The 15,025-nt window shown below is 67.6% G+C and carries 14 protein-coding genes; 8 read left to right on the forward strand and 6 right to left on the reverse strand.

The window, feature by feature from the left end:
* Nucleotides 1-7: 7 nt before the first annotated feature.
* A complete protein-coding gene (locus ACZ7G1_RS18075) occupies nucleotides 8-877 on the reverse strand; it encodes a DUF2797 domain-containing protein (RefSeq protein WP_470878148.1) in 870 nt (289 codons plus the stop codon).
* Between the two features lie 115 nt (nucleotides 878-992).
* Nucleotides 993-1,886 (reverse strand): BRO family protein, encoded by an 894-nt coding sequence (locus tag ACZ7G1_RS18080; protein ID WP_470878149.1) that lies wholly within the window; start codon nucleotides 1,884-1,886, stop codon nucleotides 993-995.
* A gap of 121 nt (nucleotides 1,887-2,007) precedes the next feature.
* On the opposite strand from ACZ7G1_RS18080, the gene sigJ reads away from it, so the two are divergent.
* The gene (gene sigJ / locus ACZ7G1_RS18085; protein WP_470878150.1) at nucleotides 2,008-2,955 is read left to right on the forward strand and encodes an RNA polymerase sigma factor SigJ; all 948 of its coding nucleotides are present in this window, start codon (nucleotides 2,008-2,010) and stop codon (nucleotides 2,953-2,955) included.
* Between the two features lie 115 nt (nucleotides 2,956-3,070).
* On the forward strand, nucleotides 3,071-4,255 hold the full coding sequence (locus tag ACZ7G1_RS18090; protein ID WP_470878151.1) for an NAD(P)/FAD-dependent oxidoreductase: 1,185 nt from the start codon (nucleotides 3,071-3,073) through the stop codon (nucleotides 4,253-4,255).
* A 779-nt stretch (nucleotides 4,256-5,034) separates the two neighbouring features.
* Here ACZ7G1_RS18090 and ACZ7G1_RS18095 read toward each other — a convergent pair.
* From ACZ7G1_RS18095 to ACZ7G1_RS18105, 3 genes are all read right to left on the reverse strand, one after another.
* A complete protein-coding gene (locus ACZ7G1_RS18095; protein WP_470878152.1) occupies nucleotides 5,035-5,979 on the reverse strand; it encodes a restriction endonuclease in 945 nt (314 codons plus the stop codon).
* Between the two features lie 196 nt (nucleotides 5,980-6,175).
* Nucleotides 6,176-7,045 (reverse strand): hypothetical protein, encoded by an 870-nt coding sequence (locus tag ACZ7G1_RS18100; protein WP_470878153.1) that lies wholly within the window; start codon nucleotides 7,043-7,045, stop codon nucleotides 6,176-6,178.
* A complete protein-coding gene (locus tag ACZ7G1_RS18105; protein WP_470878154.1) occupies nucleotides 7,042-8,379 on the reverse strand; it encodes an AAA family ATPase in 1,338 nt (445 codons plus the stop codon). Before ACZ7G1_RS18105 ends, ACZ7G1_RS18100 begins: the two co-directional genes overlap by 4 nt.
* Nucleotides 8,380-8,558: 179 nt before the next feature.
* Between ACZ7G1_RS18105 and ACZ7G1_RS18110 the strand changes: the two genes are divergently transcribed.
* Nucleotides 8,559-9,092 (forward strand): NUDIX hydrolase, encoded by a 534-nt coding sequence (locus tag ACZ7G1_RS18110; RefSeq protein ID WP_470878155.1) that lies wholly within the window; start codon nucleotides 8,559-8,561, stop codon nucleotides 9,090-9,092.
* On the opposite strand, the gene ACZ7G1_RS18115 is transcribed toward ACZ7G1_RS18110, so the two are convergent.
* A complete protein-coding gene (locus ACZ7G1_RS18115; RefSeq protein ID WP_470878156.1) occupies nucleotides 9,070-10,419 on the reverse strand; it encodes a hypothetical protein in 1,350 nt (449 codons plus the stop codon). The genes ACZ7G1_RS18110 and ACZ7G1_RS18115 overlap by 23 nt on opposite strands.
* A 323-nt stretch (nucleotides 10,420-10,742) precedes the next feature.
* Between ACZ7G1_RS18115 and ACZ7G1_RS18120 the strand changes: the two genes are divergently transcribed.
* The 5 genes from ACZ7G1_RS18120 (at nucleotide 10,743) to ACZ7G1_RS18140 (ending at nucleotide 14,383) form a co-directional block, all read left to right on the forward strand.
* On the forward strand, nucleotides 10,743-11,072 hold the full coding sequence (locus tag ACZ7G1_RS18120) for a hypothetical protein (RefSeq protein WP_470878157.1): 330 nt from the start codon (nucleotides 10,743-10,745) through the stop codon (nucleotides 11,070-11,072).
* Between the two features lie 193 nt (nucleotides 11,073-11,265).
* Entirely contained in the window at nucleotides 11,266-12,390 is a 1,125-nt protein-coding gene (locus ACZ7G1_RS18125) for a radical SAM protein (RefSeq protein ID WP_470878158.1), read from the forward strand.
* Nucleotides 12,387-12,551 carry a hypothetical protein gene (locus ACZ7G1_RS18130; protein WP_162952559.1) on the forward strand — a complete coding sequence of 55 codons (165 nt, stop codon included), beginning with the start codon at nucleotides 12,387-12,389 and terminating at the stop codon, nucleotides 12,549-12,551. The genes ACZ7G1_RS18125 and ACZ7G1_RS18130 overlap by 4 nt, the downstream gene beginning before the upstream one ends.
* An 88-nt stretch (nucleotides 12,552-12,639) precedes the next feature.
* The gene (locus tag ACZ7G1_RS18135; protein WP_470878159.1) at nucleotides 12,640-13,506 is read left to right on the forward strand and encodes a GNAT family N-acetyltransferase; all 867 of its coding nucleotides are present in this window, start codon (nucleotides 12,640-12,642) and stop codon (nucleotides 13,504-13,506) included.
* 145 nt (nucleotides 13,507-13,651) lie between these two features.
* Nucleotides 13,652-14,383, forward strand: a complete 732-nt coding sequence (locus ACZ7G1_RS18140; protein WP_470878160.1) for a hypothetical protein — start codon at nucleotides 13,652-13,654, stop codon at nucleotides 14,381-14,383.
* Nucleotides 14,384-15,025 lie beyond the last annotated feature (642 nt).

Consider the following 15,025-nt stretch of genomic DNA (forward strand, 5'->3'; position numbering starts at 1 on the left):
GCACCCCTCAGAACAGCTCCCCCTGCGCACTCGGATCCGCCACCGCCGCCACGGGCGCCACCGGCACCGAGAAGGCCGCCCCCTCCCCGGCCCCCTGCAGCACCCAGCCCCCCATCACCCGGGTGTCGAGCGCGAGGCAGCGCCCGGCGGGGTCCAGAAGGTGCAGGTCGGGCCCGGCGGCGGCGAGCAGCCGGCCGGTGACGACCCCGCCGTCGACGAGTTCGGTGACCGTGCCGTCCAGCGGCGGCAGCCCGTCGAGGTGGAACGCGCCGGCGTGGTCCCGCGGCTCGAACCCCAGCGGCTCGAGCGTCTCCGTCCAGCCGCCGACCGCCCCGGCGAGCCGGTGCAGTTCCCCGACCTCGCGGGCGCGTTCACCCGCCGGCGGGAGGGCGTGCCGCACACCGCGCTTCCGCTCGTACGCGATCCGGTCCGGCACACCCAGCGCCTGCCTCAGCACCTCCTCGGTGCGCCGCGCGGCCATCAGCGGGCCGCGCCCGAGCCAGCTGAACGTGACGGCCCCCTGTTCCAGGAGCCGGGCCTCACCCCTGGCCTCCGCCGTGATGCCGACCTTCGTCATCCCGGGCCCGAACCAGGCCAGGTAGACGCGGTACGGCTGCGGGTCGTCGGCGATCGTGTCCGCGGCCACCGAATGGGCCCGGTCCAGCCGCGCGCACTCCGGGCACCGCCCCCCGGTGGCCCTCCCGGGCACCGTGGCCTCCAGCGGGCAGGGGTTGCCCCGGGCGCCCGCACACCGCCGGACGCCGACGGCCCGGAACGCGAGCTCCTGCCCGTACCCCAGCGCGCTGACCTTCCCGCCCCGCCACCGCAACCCGGGTGCCCCACCGGCCCAGCCGAGCCCCCGACACCGCCACTCCACGCCCGCGCCTCCTCGCACTCCCCCGCCGTCCGGCCTCCAGTCTCCGCCACGCCCCCCCTGCCACCGGAACACTCCTGAGCACTCTGAGCACTCCTGAGCACTCCTGTGCACCGGCTCAGGGCAGGACGTAGATCCGGGCCCCGTCCGGGTCGGGCCCCCCGACCTCCCGCAGGCGGCCCCGCTCGATCAGGAACCGCACACACTCCCGCACCCGCTCCCCGGACAGCCCGGTGCTCCGCGTCACGTCCTGGGCCCTGCACCGGACCCCGCCCCGCACGAGCGCCGGCGCCAGCCAGCTCGCGACGGTCCACACGTCCCCCGTGACTGCCCACGACTCGACGAGCTCCTGCGCGGTGAGCCCGCCACCGGACCCCACGGCCTCCACCCCCCGCCCACCACCGGAACCCACGGCCTCCACCCCCCGCTCGCCGGCCGCGTCCGCGCCGCGCTGGCGCGGTACCGCGAGCCGCTGCAGGGACTCGGCGACCCTGGTGAGGCCGCACCGGGCCTCCCGCAGCAACTCCGCGTACTCGGCGTACTCGACACAGGCGGCCGACCGCTCGTCGAACCTGCCCTCCAGCCGTACGAGGACGTCGACGAGGTCCGGCGGGAGCAGGAACCCGGCGTCCACCGGGGCGGGTTCGAGCCGGTAGCCCCCGTCGCGCTGCACCGCGGCGACCACCTCGGCCGTCCAGGCCCGGAACGGCCCGGCCTCGGGTCTGCGGCAGCCGCCGACGAGCTGGACGAGCCCCTGGAGGCTCACCATCCGCGCGGAGGCGCGGATGCCGGACCGGGCGAGTATCCCGGGGTCGGCGGCCAGTTCACGCGCGGAAGCCAGGCACCCCGCCGGCAGCGCCGCCCCCCGCAGCGCCTCCCGCGACCCGCCGTACCCCAGCCGCTTCGCCACGTCCGCGACGGGGAACCAGTACGAGCCGTCCGGCGCGGTCAGCCGCCGCAGCCGGGTCCCGGCGGCCACCCGCACGAAGTCATCGATGTCGATCGCGTCCACCGATCATCACCTCCGCCTCGCAAGCTAGGCCGAAGGCATATTCAACTGACATGCAAATCAGACAGGTTCACCCAAAAGGGTTTCCCTTGCCGGACGGGACCCGCCGACTAAAATCCGGAGCATGCCTCTGACCACGAACGACGTCGACCGGTTCGAGGCCTTCAGGCCCCGCCTCGAAGCCATCGCCTACCGCCTCCTCGGCTCCTCCGGCGAAGCCGAGGACGCCGTACAGGACACCTACCTCCGCTGGCAGGCCGCCGACACCGACCGCGTCGAGGTCCCCGAGGCCTGGCTGACGAAGGTCCTCACCAACCTGTGCCTCAACCAGCTCACCTCGGCCCGCGCCCGCCGCGAGACCTACGTCGGCGAATGGCTGCCCGAGCCGCTGCTCCCCGGCGACCCGATGCTCGGCCCCGCCGACACCGCCGAACAGCGCGAATCGGTGTCGTACGCCGTGCTCACCCTGATGGAGCGCCTCTCCCCCAACGAGCGCGCGGTGTACGTGCTGCGCGAGGCCTTCGACTACCCGCACCGGGAGATCGCCGAGATCCTCGATATCACCGAGACCTCCTGCCAACAGATCTTCCACCGCGCCAAGAAGCACGTCGCCGCCGGCAAGGCCCGCACCGAGATCAGCGACGCCGACGCCCGCCGGATCGTCGAGGAGTTCCTCGCCGCCGCCACCACCGGCCACACCGAACCCCTCGTACGGCTCCTCACCGCCGACGCCATCGCGATCGGCGACGGCGGCGGCAAGGTCCCCGCCCGCACGAAGGCGTTCGAGGGCGCGATCGCCGTCGCCACCTTCATGCGGGGCTTCTTCAAGCCCGGCATCGCCAAGCGCAACGTCATCGGCGGCTCCCCCGACGTCTACGCGACGGTCGCCAACGGCGCCCCCGCCCTCGTCGCCGTCCTCGACGGCCGGGTCGTCGGCATCATGTGCCTTGAGGTCACCGCCGACGGCATCACCGCCTTCCGCAACCAGGTCAACCCCGACAAGCTCGACCGCGCGACGCGGCTCTGGGCGGCCTCCGAGCACGGCGCTCCCCTCCTGGAAGCCGCCTTCTGACGCCCCTCGCGCACCTCTGACGTCGATGTGACCTGCTTCACACTCCTCACCTGTCAGGAATCGACGGGCTGCCCGGTTCAAGTACCGAAACCGCGAGCGAGACAGGAGCAGGCACATGCAGCAGCACCGCATCATCGTCCTCGGAGCCGGATACACCGGAGCCGTCGCAGCCGGACGCCTCGCCAAGCAGCTGCACCGCGAGGACGTCGCCATCACCCTGGTCAACCCGGAGGCCGACTTCGTCGAGCGCGTCCGGCTGCACCAGCTGGCCGTCGGCCAGGAGCTCCCCCACCGGCCGTTCAGCGAGATGTTCGCGGACACCGGCGTCGAACTGAAGCTCGCGACCGTCACCTCCGTCGACGTCGAGCGCAAGACGGTCGCCGTCACCGCCGCGGCCGGCGCCGAGGAGCTGGAGTACGACACCCTCGTCTACGCCCTCGGCAGCGGCTGGAACACCCAGGGCGTCCCCGGCACCACCGAGCACGCCCACGAGGTCTCCAGCCGCCCCGGCGCGCTCCGGCTGCGCGAGCGCCTGGCCGCCCTGCGGGCCGGACAGTCCGTGGTCGTCGTCGGCGGCGGGCTCACCGGCCTCGAGGCCGCGACCGAGATCGCCGAGGCCCGCCCCGACCTCGACGTCGCCCTCGCCGCCCGCGGCGAACTCGGCGACTGGCTCTCGCCGAAGGGCCGCGCGCACGTCCGCAAGGTCTTCGCCGACCTCGGCATCACCGCCCACGAGCACAGCTCCGTCACCGGCGTCGAGGCCGACCGGGTCACCACCACCGACGGCCACGTCCCCGCCGCGGTCACCATCTGGACCACCGGCTTCGCCGTCCACCCGATCGCCGCCGCCACCACCCTCGACGTCACCGAGACCGGCCAGATCATCGTCGACTCGGCCATGCGCTCGGTCTCCCACCCCGACGTGTACGCCGTCGGCGACGCCGCCCAGGCCATCGGCCCCGGCGACAAGCCGCTCCGCATGTCCTGCGCCTCGGGCGTCCCCATGGCCTGGCAGGCCGCCGACACCATCGCCGCCCTCCTCACCGGCGGCAAGCTCCCCAAGACCGCGCCCAAGTACTTCAACCAGTGCATCTCCCTGGGCCGCAGCCAGGGCCTCATCCAGTACGTCACCCCCGACGACCGCGCCCGCGACGCCGCCCTCACCGGCCGCCTCGCCGCCCGCTACAAGGAACTCATCTGCAAGATGGCCGCCTGGGGCGTAGCCAACCCCACCATGGGCCTCCCCACCCGCCGCCGCCACACCCTCCCCACCCCCCTCCCCACCCCCACCACCGCCTGACCCCCACCCCGGCCCGGGCGCTCCCCCCCCAGGAGCGCCCCCGCCGAACCCCCTCCCCAAGCCCCCGACAACGCAAGAGGCCCCGGACTCTCGTCCGGGGCCTCTCACCTATGTGCACTCGGCAGGATTCGAACCTGCAACCTTCTGATCCGTAGGATCGGGCAACGCACAAGGGGAGGCCCCAAGAGCCTCCAGCCTTGGCTGCTCGCGGTAGTGGTCACCCGCGGCCGTGTGCCGTCGTTGCCGTCACCGCTGCCGTCACGCCGCACACCCCCAAATACATGACTCGCCGTTGCGAAGCGCAGGTTGGCGCTAGAGTGCTAACTGCCGGGCGGCAGCCCGGTGGCAGTGGGCACCCGCGAGGGTGTTGGAGGTGGGGCCCCAGTTGGGCCCACTCTGAGTTGTCCGGTGACGGCTCAGGAGTTTGCCGCGCCTCTTCTGTGGGAGAGCACCCACGGGCCTGTGAACCCACATGTAAGGGAAGACCCCGGTTCTGCATCCGGGTGCACCACCCTGAGTCGCTGCGCCGGCGTGATCTCAGTTCGTCACCTGTTGGTGGCCGGACTGAGCACGCCCGTTCCGTCCGGCCTTTGTTAGAAGGACGAGACGTTGAACGAGCTAACTCTCGGAACCCTGGCGGTGTTTGGCCTGCTCAGCTTGACCCTCGGCTTCGGCACAAAGCTCGGCCGCGAGGTAGACGAACTCTTCGACGCGTGGCGAAGGCCGGCCGCCCGCATCCGCCGATGGTGGCGTAACCGCCGAGATCGCCAGCGCCGCCCCTAGTCGCCATCCGAGAAGATCTTTGAGACGGGAAGGAAACAATGCCCCGTCTCACTCGCATGCCGCTTCTTCCGGCGAATCAGGTCATCCAGACGGATGCGCTGCTCTAGCACTGCCATGAAGTCGCTCCCGTCCATCGTGATGAACGGGGTGCCGAAGCTGTACACAGCCAGCGCGTCCGCAGTGAATCCGCTCATGCTGACGTACATACCGAGCGTGTTCTTGCCCTTGCGCTCGATGTTGGCCTTGAATACGTCCAACTCTCTGCGCCCAATGGCCTCTTTCCACCACTTTGCCTCAAGCACGTAGTGGTCGGTGTCGAAGAGGAACGCGCCGTCGATCTGCTCGTACGCCAGGGTGTACGACGCCCGCGGCTCAAAATCGTACAGCCCGAACAGATCGTTTATGAAGCCCTCAAATTCTGTCCCTCTCCTGTGCGGATCGGAGGCTCCGTGCATCGCAAAGAAGCGGTACTTAAGAGCTTCATGGTCCTCGTTGAAAAGCCTCGCCTGCTGCGACTTCTTTACGTCCTCCGCGATGGCAGCCTCATGCTCCTCTCGCTCCCGGATCGCCTCTCGCTGCCTCTCCGTCCACTCGCGCAGAACAGACACGGCGGCTTCGGCTCTCGGCACCATCTCGTCCCGGTCCACCTGCTGCTCCAGGTTGGGAAACCGCTTCATCTCGGCGATGTCCAACATGATGTGGACGGCCAGGTCGCGGTACCGGGCTTCGTTGGCACGCAGCAGATCAACCAAGAGGCCGGAGGTCTCACGCTTGGTCGCACCGAAGTCCAATCGAGCCAGCAACTCACTGTGATCCCGCAGCATGCCGCGCAGGTAGCGCTCGTAAGGCGGCTTGTTCCAGAAGATGACCGTCAGAGCGTCAGCAAGTGCGTTGTACGCGCTCGGGTTGATGGCCCTGTTGCGGGCGCTCGGTTGCGACACTATTTCTCCTCCGTACCCAGCGTCACCGGCCTCTCACAGTACAGCCCAACGGGCCTTCAATGCAGGCTGGTTCAGGCAACATCTGGCCTTGGCAAGCACGTTTAGGTCCACCGTGCGTAGCTTCGCGTGGAAAGGTCACGCACGGAGCGGAATCGCTCAACGCTGGCTGCGCCCACGGCCTCGTTGCTCACTTCACTCATAGGCTTGAAGACTTTTCGCAAGTGAGAACCGAAATTCCTTCTTCACGCCCCCAACGATCAAGAGAAGAAAAGAGATTCGATTGGCGTGCATCGCCACAACTAAACGCCGCCCTGATTGTAGCTCCGGCCACCTTCGCACTCACTTGGCTTCCGAGTCGATGGCGCACCAACGCAGCGAGAGCTGCCATAAGATCATGGCCAGAGCAGTACCTATACCGATCAGAGATGCGGAGGATCTCTTCACCGAGCCGCACCTTCAACTCTTCGGAAGATACTTTCGCTTTCTTTGACCGACCCAGCACTTCGCGTATCAGGGCATCTGAATCAACCCCGGTGAATTCACCATCCAGCACCTCATGCACCGGGAAGTCGCGCAGATGCAGGCCCCAAGAATTCTCCTCAGAAAGGAACCTAAGGACGCCGACAGGAAATGCTATCCGAGTCACGACATCCCAGATCGACACACCGGAGAGACTGGCCGCGAGCTGCGAAACCAACTCCTTGCGCGCGAAATTCGAAATGAAGCCATCCACATTCCGAGTTCGCGAGAAAGCCAGGGAATCGATGTCATAGAAGTCCGTATAGAAGACGCGCCCAGTGGAGGTCTCCGGTTGCAGGATCCCCACCCAGTCACGATCCAAAACCGCCGCCACGCCACTCAACCCTTGAGATTCCGCGATCCCAATAGCCTCAGCAACCGCAACCTTTCCTCCACTGGGAACCGTATCGCAGTTGGGTCTATCGAGATGGGAATCGATCAGGCCGCAATCGTCTCCACCTTCAACGAAAATATAGGCTTTACCCGTTCCCGACCGAAGCATGGCCATGTGATTGAATACATCTGACCCAGTCAGCAGATTCTTCACTCAGCACCCCCCATCCCCGGTGCAAGAGATTGGGCCCTAGACCACCACTTATGGATGATCTGAGGCGAGTGGGTAGCGACCATGAACCTGAGACTGGCAGCGCCCGCAATCCTGGCGATGTCGTTCATAAATTCCTGCTGCCAAGCAACATGCAGAGAAATCTCGGGTTCATCGATCAAAACCAAAGAACCGGACTTCACGTTGAACAGTAGGTCGTATGCCAGAACAAGCTCATGCTGCTCACCGGACGAGAGGCTGGTCACGGGAAGGGAATTCCCTAGATCTCCCGTCAGCTGAAACCCGTCCCTCCCTAGGTGAAGCTGCTTGAATTGGAAGCGCGACTTTACGATGTCTCGAAACAGTTCGACTCTGGTAAGAAGGTCCTGAAATCCCTTCAGCTTCACATCAGAGTCATCTAGGTACGTCCAAAGAACCAGCCTCTCCCAGTCCGTCAGTTCTCGACGAGGAAGGGGGAGGTCAGTAGACGTCTGGTCCAAAATTGAAATATCGGCAAGCCGTGCCCGCAGTCGATTCTGCTCTGCGTACCTCGCCCTAATAGAACTCTCTGTCGCCTGTTTGGGGGCAGTCCCGGCATCAAGCAGCTTGCGCGGGAACATTCGGTCCCTCTCTTGCGAGATCCGAGAGTTCTGCGCCAAGGTCTCTGCAAGCAGCTCTGCATAATGTTCAGAGAACACCTCTACAGTATTTCGAGTCTGCCTAGCAGGTCTACCCGACCTACCTCTGACTGCCCCCTCGCGAAGGAGTCGCTGCGTTTCAATCAGATGAACACCTACACCCCCAAGGAAGTCAGTGATCTTCTCAGGAAGCCTGAACGGGTGCTCAGGGAATAGGCTTGCATACCTCTCGATCACCTCATTCCCACTCAGGATGTCATCCTGCTCAAGGTCGTGCCATTCATCAACAGAAATACGGGAAACGGGAGCACGCATCTCAACGGTCCGGAGCATCCTCCCCACGGAACCCGTAGGACGTTCACCGTCACTCTTCTTCCAATGAGTCTTACCTCCATCGGCGGTTTCCAAGGAGACCTGAAGGTCCAAGGATTCACCATCATCGAGAAGAGACTGCTGGCCCAGTCGCGCCAAAGTCAGCCTCGCCCCGTCGGAGAAAGTAAACTCTGCCGACCTAAAGGGGATGGAATCCACCTCAATGAACTTCGCCTTAAAGGTGGAGAAAATCAACTCAAGCAGCTTTGTTTTACCGATCCCATTAGGCCCATAAAGGATCACAAATTCTTGATCGGCAGGAAACTCGACCCGGTGATCGAATCGTCCAAGCATTCCTCGGACGTCGACTTCCACTAGCTTGACCATCTCCCCCTCCTCTATTGGGTATGCTCTTCGCAGAAAAGAATCTCGCCGGACAGAGCTGCTTTGAGTTTCTCAAGCCTCGTCGAGCAGCACGTGCCGCGCACTCAATGATGGCGCAACGAGTCCCCCTCTGTGTTGCAGTCTGAGATGCTGGCCGCACCACGCGAGAGAGGTACGACGCTATGGAGTGGAAGACACATGGCGAGCGGCAGATCTACACGAACCCCTGGGTGAACTTGTGCCTGGTTGATGTGCAGCAACCGGACGGGCACCGATGGGAGCATCACGTCGTCAGGTTGCGGCATCTGGCCGTGGCCGCCGTGGTCAACGAGCGGCGCGAGGTGCTGATGATGTGGCGGCATCGCTTCATCACGGACGCGTGGGCGTGGGAGCTGCCCATGGGTCTGGTCGAGGAGGGTGAGACGCCGGCCGATGCGGCGGCCCGTGAGGTATTGGAGGAGACCGGCTGGCGGCCCGGTCCCATCAAGCCGCTTATCTACGCAGAGCCAGCCAACGGCATCACCGACTCCCAGCACCATGTCTTCCGGGCCGACGGGGCGACGTACGAGGGTCCGCCGACTGAGAAGAACGAGTCGGACCGGATCGAGTGGATCCCGCTGGCCGACGTGCGGGGCATGATCGACCGGCGCGAGATCGTCAGCAGTGGCTCTCTGGTCGGGCTGCTCTATGTGCTCATGAACGAGGCAATCCGCTGACCTGACGGGGCAGCACTTCCCGGAGCCGGGACTCGAACGCCACCGCGGCCGGTTCCCGACGGAAGGGCTCCAGCTGCTCGTAGAACTCCCGAAGGTGGCCGGCGACTCGTTGTGAGCTGACGGCCGCCGCCGGGGCCAGGGCGTCCATGGCGGTGTGGCACGCCTCGTCGAGTTTGCCGCGCTGGAGCTGGGTGCGGGCGAGCCAGAAGGCGTGGAAGGCGCGGCCTCGGTGGTTCGCCTGGTGTTCTCGGCGGAGGGCGTCCGCGATGAGGGGTTCGGCGAGGGCGGCTTCGCCCAGGCGGCCGTGCGCGATACCGGTGTCCACGATCAGCTTCGGCTCGTCGAAGTAGGCGACCCAGGCCGGGTCCGGATCACCGGTGCTGATCCGTCCGAAGTGGGTGTGGGCTTCCGAGATCGCGGTGTGGGTCGCGCCGTGGTTGCCGAGGGTGGCGTGGGCGAAGGCTTCGCGCATCGCGAGCATGGCCAGCACGCGCGGTGTCGTACCCGCGGCCATTCTGGCCTGGTCCTGGGCAGCCGTGACGAGTGCGAGGGCGTCGCCGGGCTTGTCCTGGTAGGTGGCCTGGAGGCTCATGCAGGCGAGGACGTTGGCCATGAACTGGCGGTCATCGATGGCCTTGGCCAGTCCGAGGGATTCGGTGAAGTAGGCGCGTGCCTGGTTGTACTGGCGGGCGTCGAAGTAGGTCCATCCGGTGAGCCGGGCCAGCTCGGCCGCGATGCTGTGCAGGCCGTCCCGTAAAGGAGCCGGACGCTGCTCCTTGAGGAGGTCGACGACGTAGCGGAGCTGGCCGACGACCGCCGGCCGCAAGGTCTCGCCGCCGTGCTCGTCGTCCCGGCGCCAGTAGTCCGCGATCGACGAGTGCAGCGCGTCCAGCGTCGAGGCGCTGAGATCCCGCTCGGCCGCCAGGGCGAGGATGCTGTCGACGTCCGCCCCCGGTAGTCCGGCGGCCAGTGGCTCGACGGCTTTGGGGGCCGGCACCTCGGCTGGTTCGCGGGGTGTGACCGTCAGGCTGGGCGGCGTCTCCCAGGAACGACGGGCAAGGCCGAGCATGTGCCCGGGGATGCGTAGTCCATCCGAGATCCGTTCGATCACGTCCATGTGCAGCAACTGCCACCGTCCGGCGATCACCTCGCCCACGCGGCTCGGGGTCAAGTCGCAGCGGCGCGCGATCATCGATGGATAGATGCCTGCTCGTGCCTTGACCAGCTGAAAGATGCGGCCGAAGTCTCTGGCCTGGCATGCCTCGATCATGACTGGGTCCGTAAGCAGGCTGACCGGGAGTTCCTTCGAGCGAGGTGGCTCGGGCATCGGGCACGCTCCGGCATGAGGACTACGGATCGCTGCACTTGGTCAACCGAGGGTGATGTTACCCAAGTTGGGTAATCCGCTTGGCCTTTCTGGCCGGTCCCGCGGATCGCGATGCTCCTGGCCATGGCGAACGGACAGGACGACGTACGGATGACATTGCGAATCTCCCGCGACTCCGGCCAGACGTGGGGGCCTCGCACGGAGGTACGCGTGGGCGAGGACCCGGTGGTCCCGGAGAACCCGGGCCGCTACCCGCCGTGCGTCTGCCCCCGGTGCTCGCAGCAGGCCCGGAACGCCGTCGCATCCTTCCGGATGGTGTCGTGATGCGGTGTGTGCACTGGCGCGGGGTGCCCCTCGACCTGGCGCGGGAAGCGCGGAAGAAGTCGGCAGCCCCGTACATCGACAGGGCGGTGCAGTGTCAGCTGTCCGCGCACGACGGGGGTGAGCACTTCGGTCTCCTCACCGACGCCGCCGCGTACGGGACCGCGCTGTGGCTCCGCTGGCACGGGCCGGACGAGACGGAACTCGTCGTGCTGCCGGACTGCCCGGTGACCGCCCCGGGGCCCGACGGTGAGGGCTGCTGTCTGTTCGCCGACCACGCCAAGCAGCACACCTGGGAAGACGTCCTGGAAGAGGTCTCGTGCACCAGCTGATCGCGAGCCCGCACAAGCCCCGACGCCCTCGCTCGCCTCGCAATGAACAGTGCGGGGACTGCGGTGGCAGCGGTGCCAACTCGTCCGGCAAGACCTGCGGCACCTGTAACGGGCTGGGCGAAATCCACTGCCGCGCCGGCTGCCAGGAGTCCCGTGTGCTGTCCCGCTCCGTGATCCGGAAGGAGGGCCACCGATGGCCCACGCTCTGATCGCCTCACCGTTCCTCGACGGACACCTTCTTCTCAAGCCGGGAGCAAGGGCCGGCGCCCGAATCTCCGCCGACCACTTCGAGGGCCTGCGCCAGGCCGCTGCCGACAGTGAGTCGCTTCCCGCCTGGGCGGTGCAGACCGCCGCCGACGTGTGGGGCCTGGATCTGGGCGGCCAGTCCGCGCAGGGCACGGTGCTGGTGCGCGAGCCGTCCCCGTATGGCTACTGCCGGGCCTCGTGGGAGATCAACCTCGGCTGCAACTTCGGCTGCAAGCACTGCTACCTCGGCGAGCGCCCCTTCTCCGGCCTCGGCTGGGAGGACAAGGTGCGGCTGCTGGACATCATGCGCGAGGCCGGCGTCCTCTGGCTCCAGATCACTGGTGGCGAGCCCACCATGGACCCTCACTTCCAGGGCGCCTACCGGTACGCCTGGCAGGCCGGGATGATGCTCACCATCTCCACGAACGGCTCGCTGCTCTGGCGGCCTGACCTCCTCAAGCTCTTCCGGGACTGCCCGCCCTACCGCCTGGTGGTCAGCATGTACGGGGCGAGCGAGGGGTCCTTCGACACGCTCACCCAGCGCCGCGGGGCGTGGAAGGCGTTCCGGCGCGGCATGGACGCCGCCCGTGAGGCGGGTCTTCCTCTGCGGATCAACGTCGTGGTGACCGAGGACAACGCCTCCGAGGCCGACGAGATGGCCGCCCTCGCCGAGGAGTGGAACGTGGAGAACCACGCGTACACGAACATGACGCCCACGATCTATGGCGGCGGAGAGCCGCTGCTCGCCCAGTCCGCTGCCCACCTGCGGCAGCGCAAGCCGTTCGCCGGCTGCAACGCGGGACACACCTTCTTCCACGCCGACCCCCACGCAAAGGTGTCGATCTGCAAGGTCGGCCGCGACGACCAGATCGACCTGATGGCCGAAGGCATCGACGGCCTCACCCGGCTCGGCACCATCGCCGACCGCCTCATGCTTCGCACCGGTGGGTGCGAAGGCTGCGCCCTGTCCGGCACCTGCCGGGTCTGTCGCCCCCTGGCCAAGCACTACCAGGAGGCCAAGGCGCCGCTGCACAGCTACTGCCAGCACGGAGACAAGGAGAACGCCTCATGACACCGCCCGTACCGGTGACCATCCTCCCCGGCCCGCCAGCCTCGGCCCGCCGCGCCGCCCCGCCTGTCGCGACCGCGTCGATCACCGCCGTCCAGGACCTCGACGTGATCGTGGAGAGCGCGGAGTGCTCCTGCGATGCCGGTGACGACAACCCCCACTGACCGACACGATCCGGTCAACTCCGTTCAGGCCCCGGCGTACTCGCGTCGGGGCCTGAGCCCTGCCCGTCCCACCGCTAGGGTGCCGCTCATGTTCTTCCGCTGGGACTGGCTCCGGCCGGTACTGACTGCGCCGATCGTGCCGACTCTCGGTCCCATCCACCCCGACGCCCTGACCGTCAGGATGTTCGAGGACGTCTTGCGAGCGGCCGGCACCGGGGACTTCCTGCCCTATGACAAGGACCGGCGCTGGGGTGGTGAGAAGGACGAGAGAGTCCTCCGCGAGGACGTGGTTCACCAGCCCGAGCACACTCTCATCCCCACGCTGACCCGGCGCGGACGCGGCACCGTGAAGGTCTTCGCCTACGGGCTCCGCGACAGTGTCGTGGAGGAGGCCGCCGAACTGGCCGCGAAGCTCGCCTCCACGCACGATCTGGTCAACGCCCGGGTCATACGCCCCCTCGGTCCCGAGACCGCACACCCGCGCGGCACCCGCATCCAGCTGAAGGACTTCACCGCCGGCCCCTGCCCCGCCCCGGACGGCCCGGTCCGCCCCGTCACCACCTGGTCGGCCGCCGTGCAAGAGACCTTCGCCCCGTTCGCCGAGGCCATGGCGGGCGATGGCCTGGCCTTCCTCCACACCCAGATGCAGGCCGGCCGGTGCGGCCCGGTCCTCACCACCGCTGTCGAGGACCGCATCGTGGGGGCGATCGGCCCCATGGACGTGCGCGCGGATGCGATCGGACGTCCCCAGCTCATGCCCCAGTACTTCGCCGTCCTGCCCGAGGCCCGAGGTCAGGGCCTCGGCCGCGTCCTGTGGCGGGCCGCGATGCACTGGGGCCAGTCCCACGGCGCCGCCTATCAACTCCTCCAGACCGAGGTCGACGGCCCCTCCGACCGGCTGTGCCAGGTCGAAGGACTGACCTCCCTCGGCTTCACCCACACCGCAGCGGCGTAACCGCCGGACCTAGGACGCCGCGAGGTCACAACCTGTCCGGTGCCTCTCGGGTGGTCCCCCACATCACCGCGCCTTGTCACCATTGATGCGTGCGTTGCAGGCGTGCGTGATGTACGTCGTCGCGGCCTGAGGGATGATCTCCGGCATGACGAACGGGGCGGCGGGGGCAGGGTCGAGCGACGACGAGGCCGATGCCTGGCGCGCACGATTGGGCTGGGCGTTCAGCCTCATAGCCGACGATCCCGCTGAGCGAGAGGCAGCCCTCGCGCATCTGGATGGGGCCCGGAGGAATGCCTGGGCCGCTCTCGACCGGTGGAACGAGTTGTGGCACCTCACGAGGCCACTGGGGCCGGAGGAGCAGTATCAGGAGCCGGCCTTCAAGCGGGCGCGCGAGGTGTACGCAGACATGTGCAGCCATACCCTGCCCGAAGGACTGTGGGTGGGCGAGGGCGCCCGCGGGCCGCGTTTGCCCTATGCGCTTCTCTTCCTGGAGTGGGAGGCGCGGTTCCCCCGCGAGTGGACCGAGCATGCAAAGGCGTGGGGCACGAAACAGTCGCTCATCCGCCGCATGGGCGTCGCCGACCACGATCAGCCGACCAGGGCGAAGCTCATCGACCTCGTCGAGATCGTCGTCCAGCGGGCCTACCGCTGCAAGGACCGCGAGTATGTTCGCGTCGCACGAGCAGTCGACGGTGAGGATCTCCGCCACAGGCTTGATACGGCCGCCGCCTCGGACAACCCATGGGCACGCCTTCACGCCGGCTACGTCCTCTGGCTTCTCGATCGCCCCGAGGTGCCGAACACGCGCCACGTTTGGCGAACGTGGGTCGCGGAAGCGTCCGGAAGGCAGCGCGCCTTCTCCGGTCCCTGCGGATAGTTCCGGGCTCCCGCACGCACCCGTCCCCGTGCCCCGGCGCCCGCCCTGAGTGTCGGAGTCTTCACACGCCAACCACCGCCCACGCTCTAGCTGTTCGCTCATGCAGGCACGGGTTTCCACGCGGTCGGCCGGAGCGGCTTTGGCCGGTGTCCTGTTCGGGTTGGGGTCGGGCATGTTCAGGGGGCCGTACGCTGGCCCGGCAACTCGGGCAGGCTTTGCCCCTGCCCGGAATTTGAACGAGTGGCCCCCTGGACTTGCCCGACGCGGGCCCCGGCCCGAACAGGTGGGTAAAGCCGTGGAGGCCGGCCGCCCCAGCCGCAGCTGGTTGAACGGCAATCCGCAGTGACCGGTGCGGACTTGGCCTGCGCCCTACTTCTGTCGGCCGTGCTCGCCGTGGGGCGGGCGTCAGGGTTCTTCACGGTTCCGACTGCCCGCTCCTCGGGCTTTGCGGCGCGAGCGGGCGGGGGCCGTCGCGGGCGGTGGCGGAGACATGGAGCCAGCGGCGGCCTGGGGCCGCCGCGCCGCGGGGGGGGGGGGGGGGGGGGGGGGGGGTTGCGGGGGGGGGGGGGGGGGGGGGGGCGACACCCCTGTTTCCCCCCTCTCCCCCTTACCCACCACATCTCGCCACCCCCCCTCTCCTCT

It is taken from the genome of Streptomyces sp. NPDC037273, from assembly GCF_055603625.1.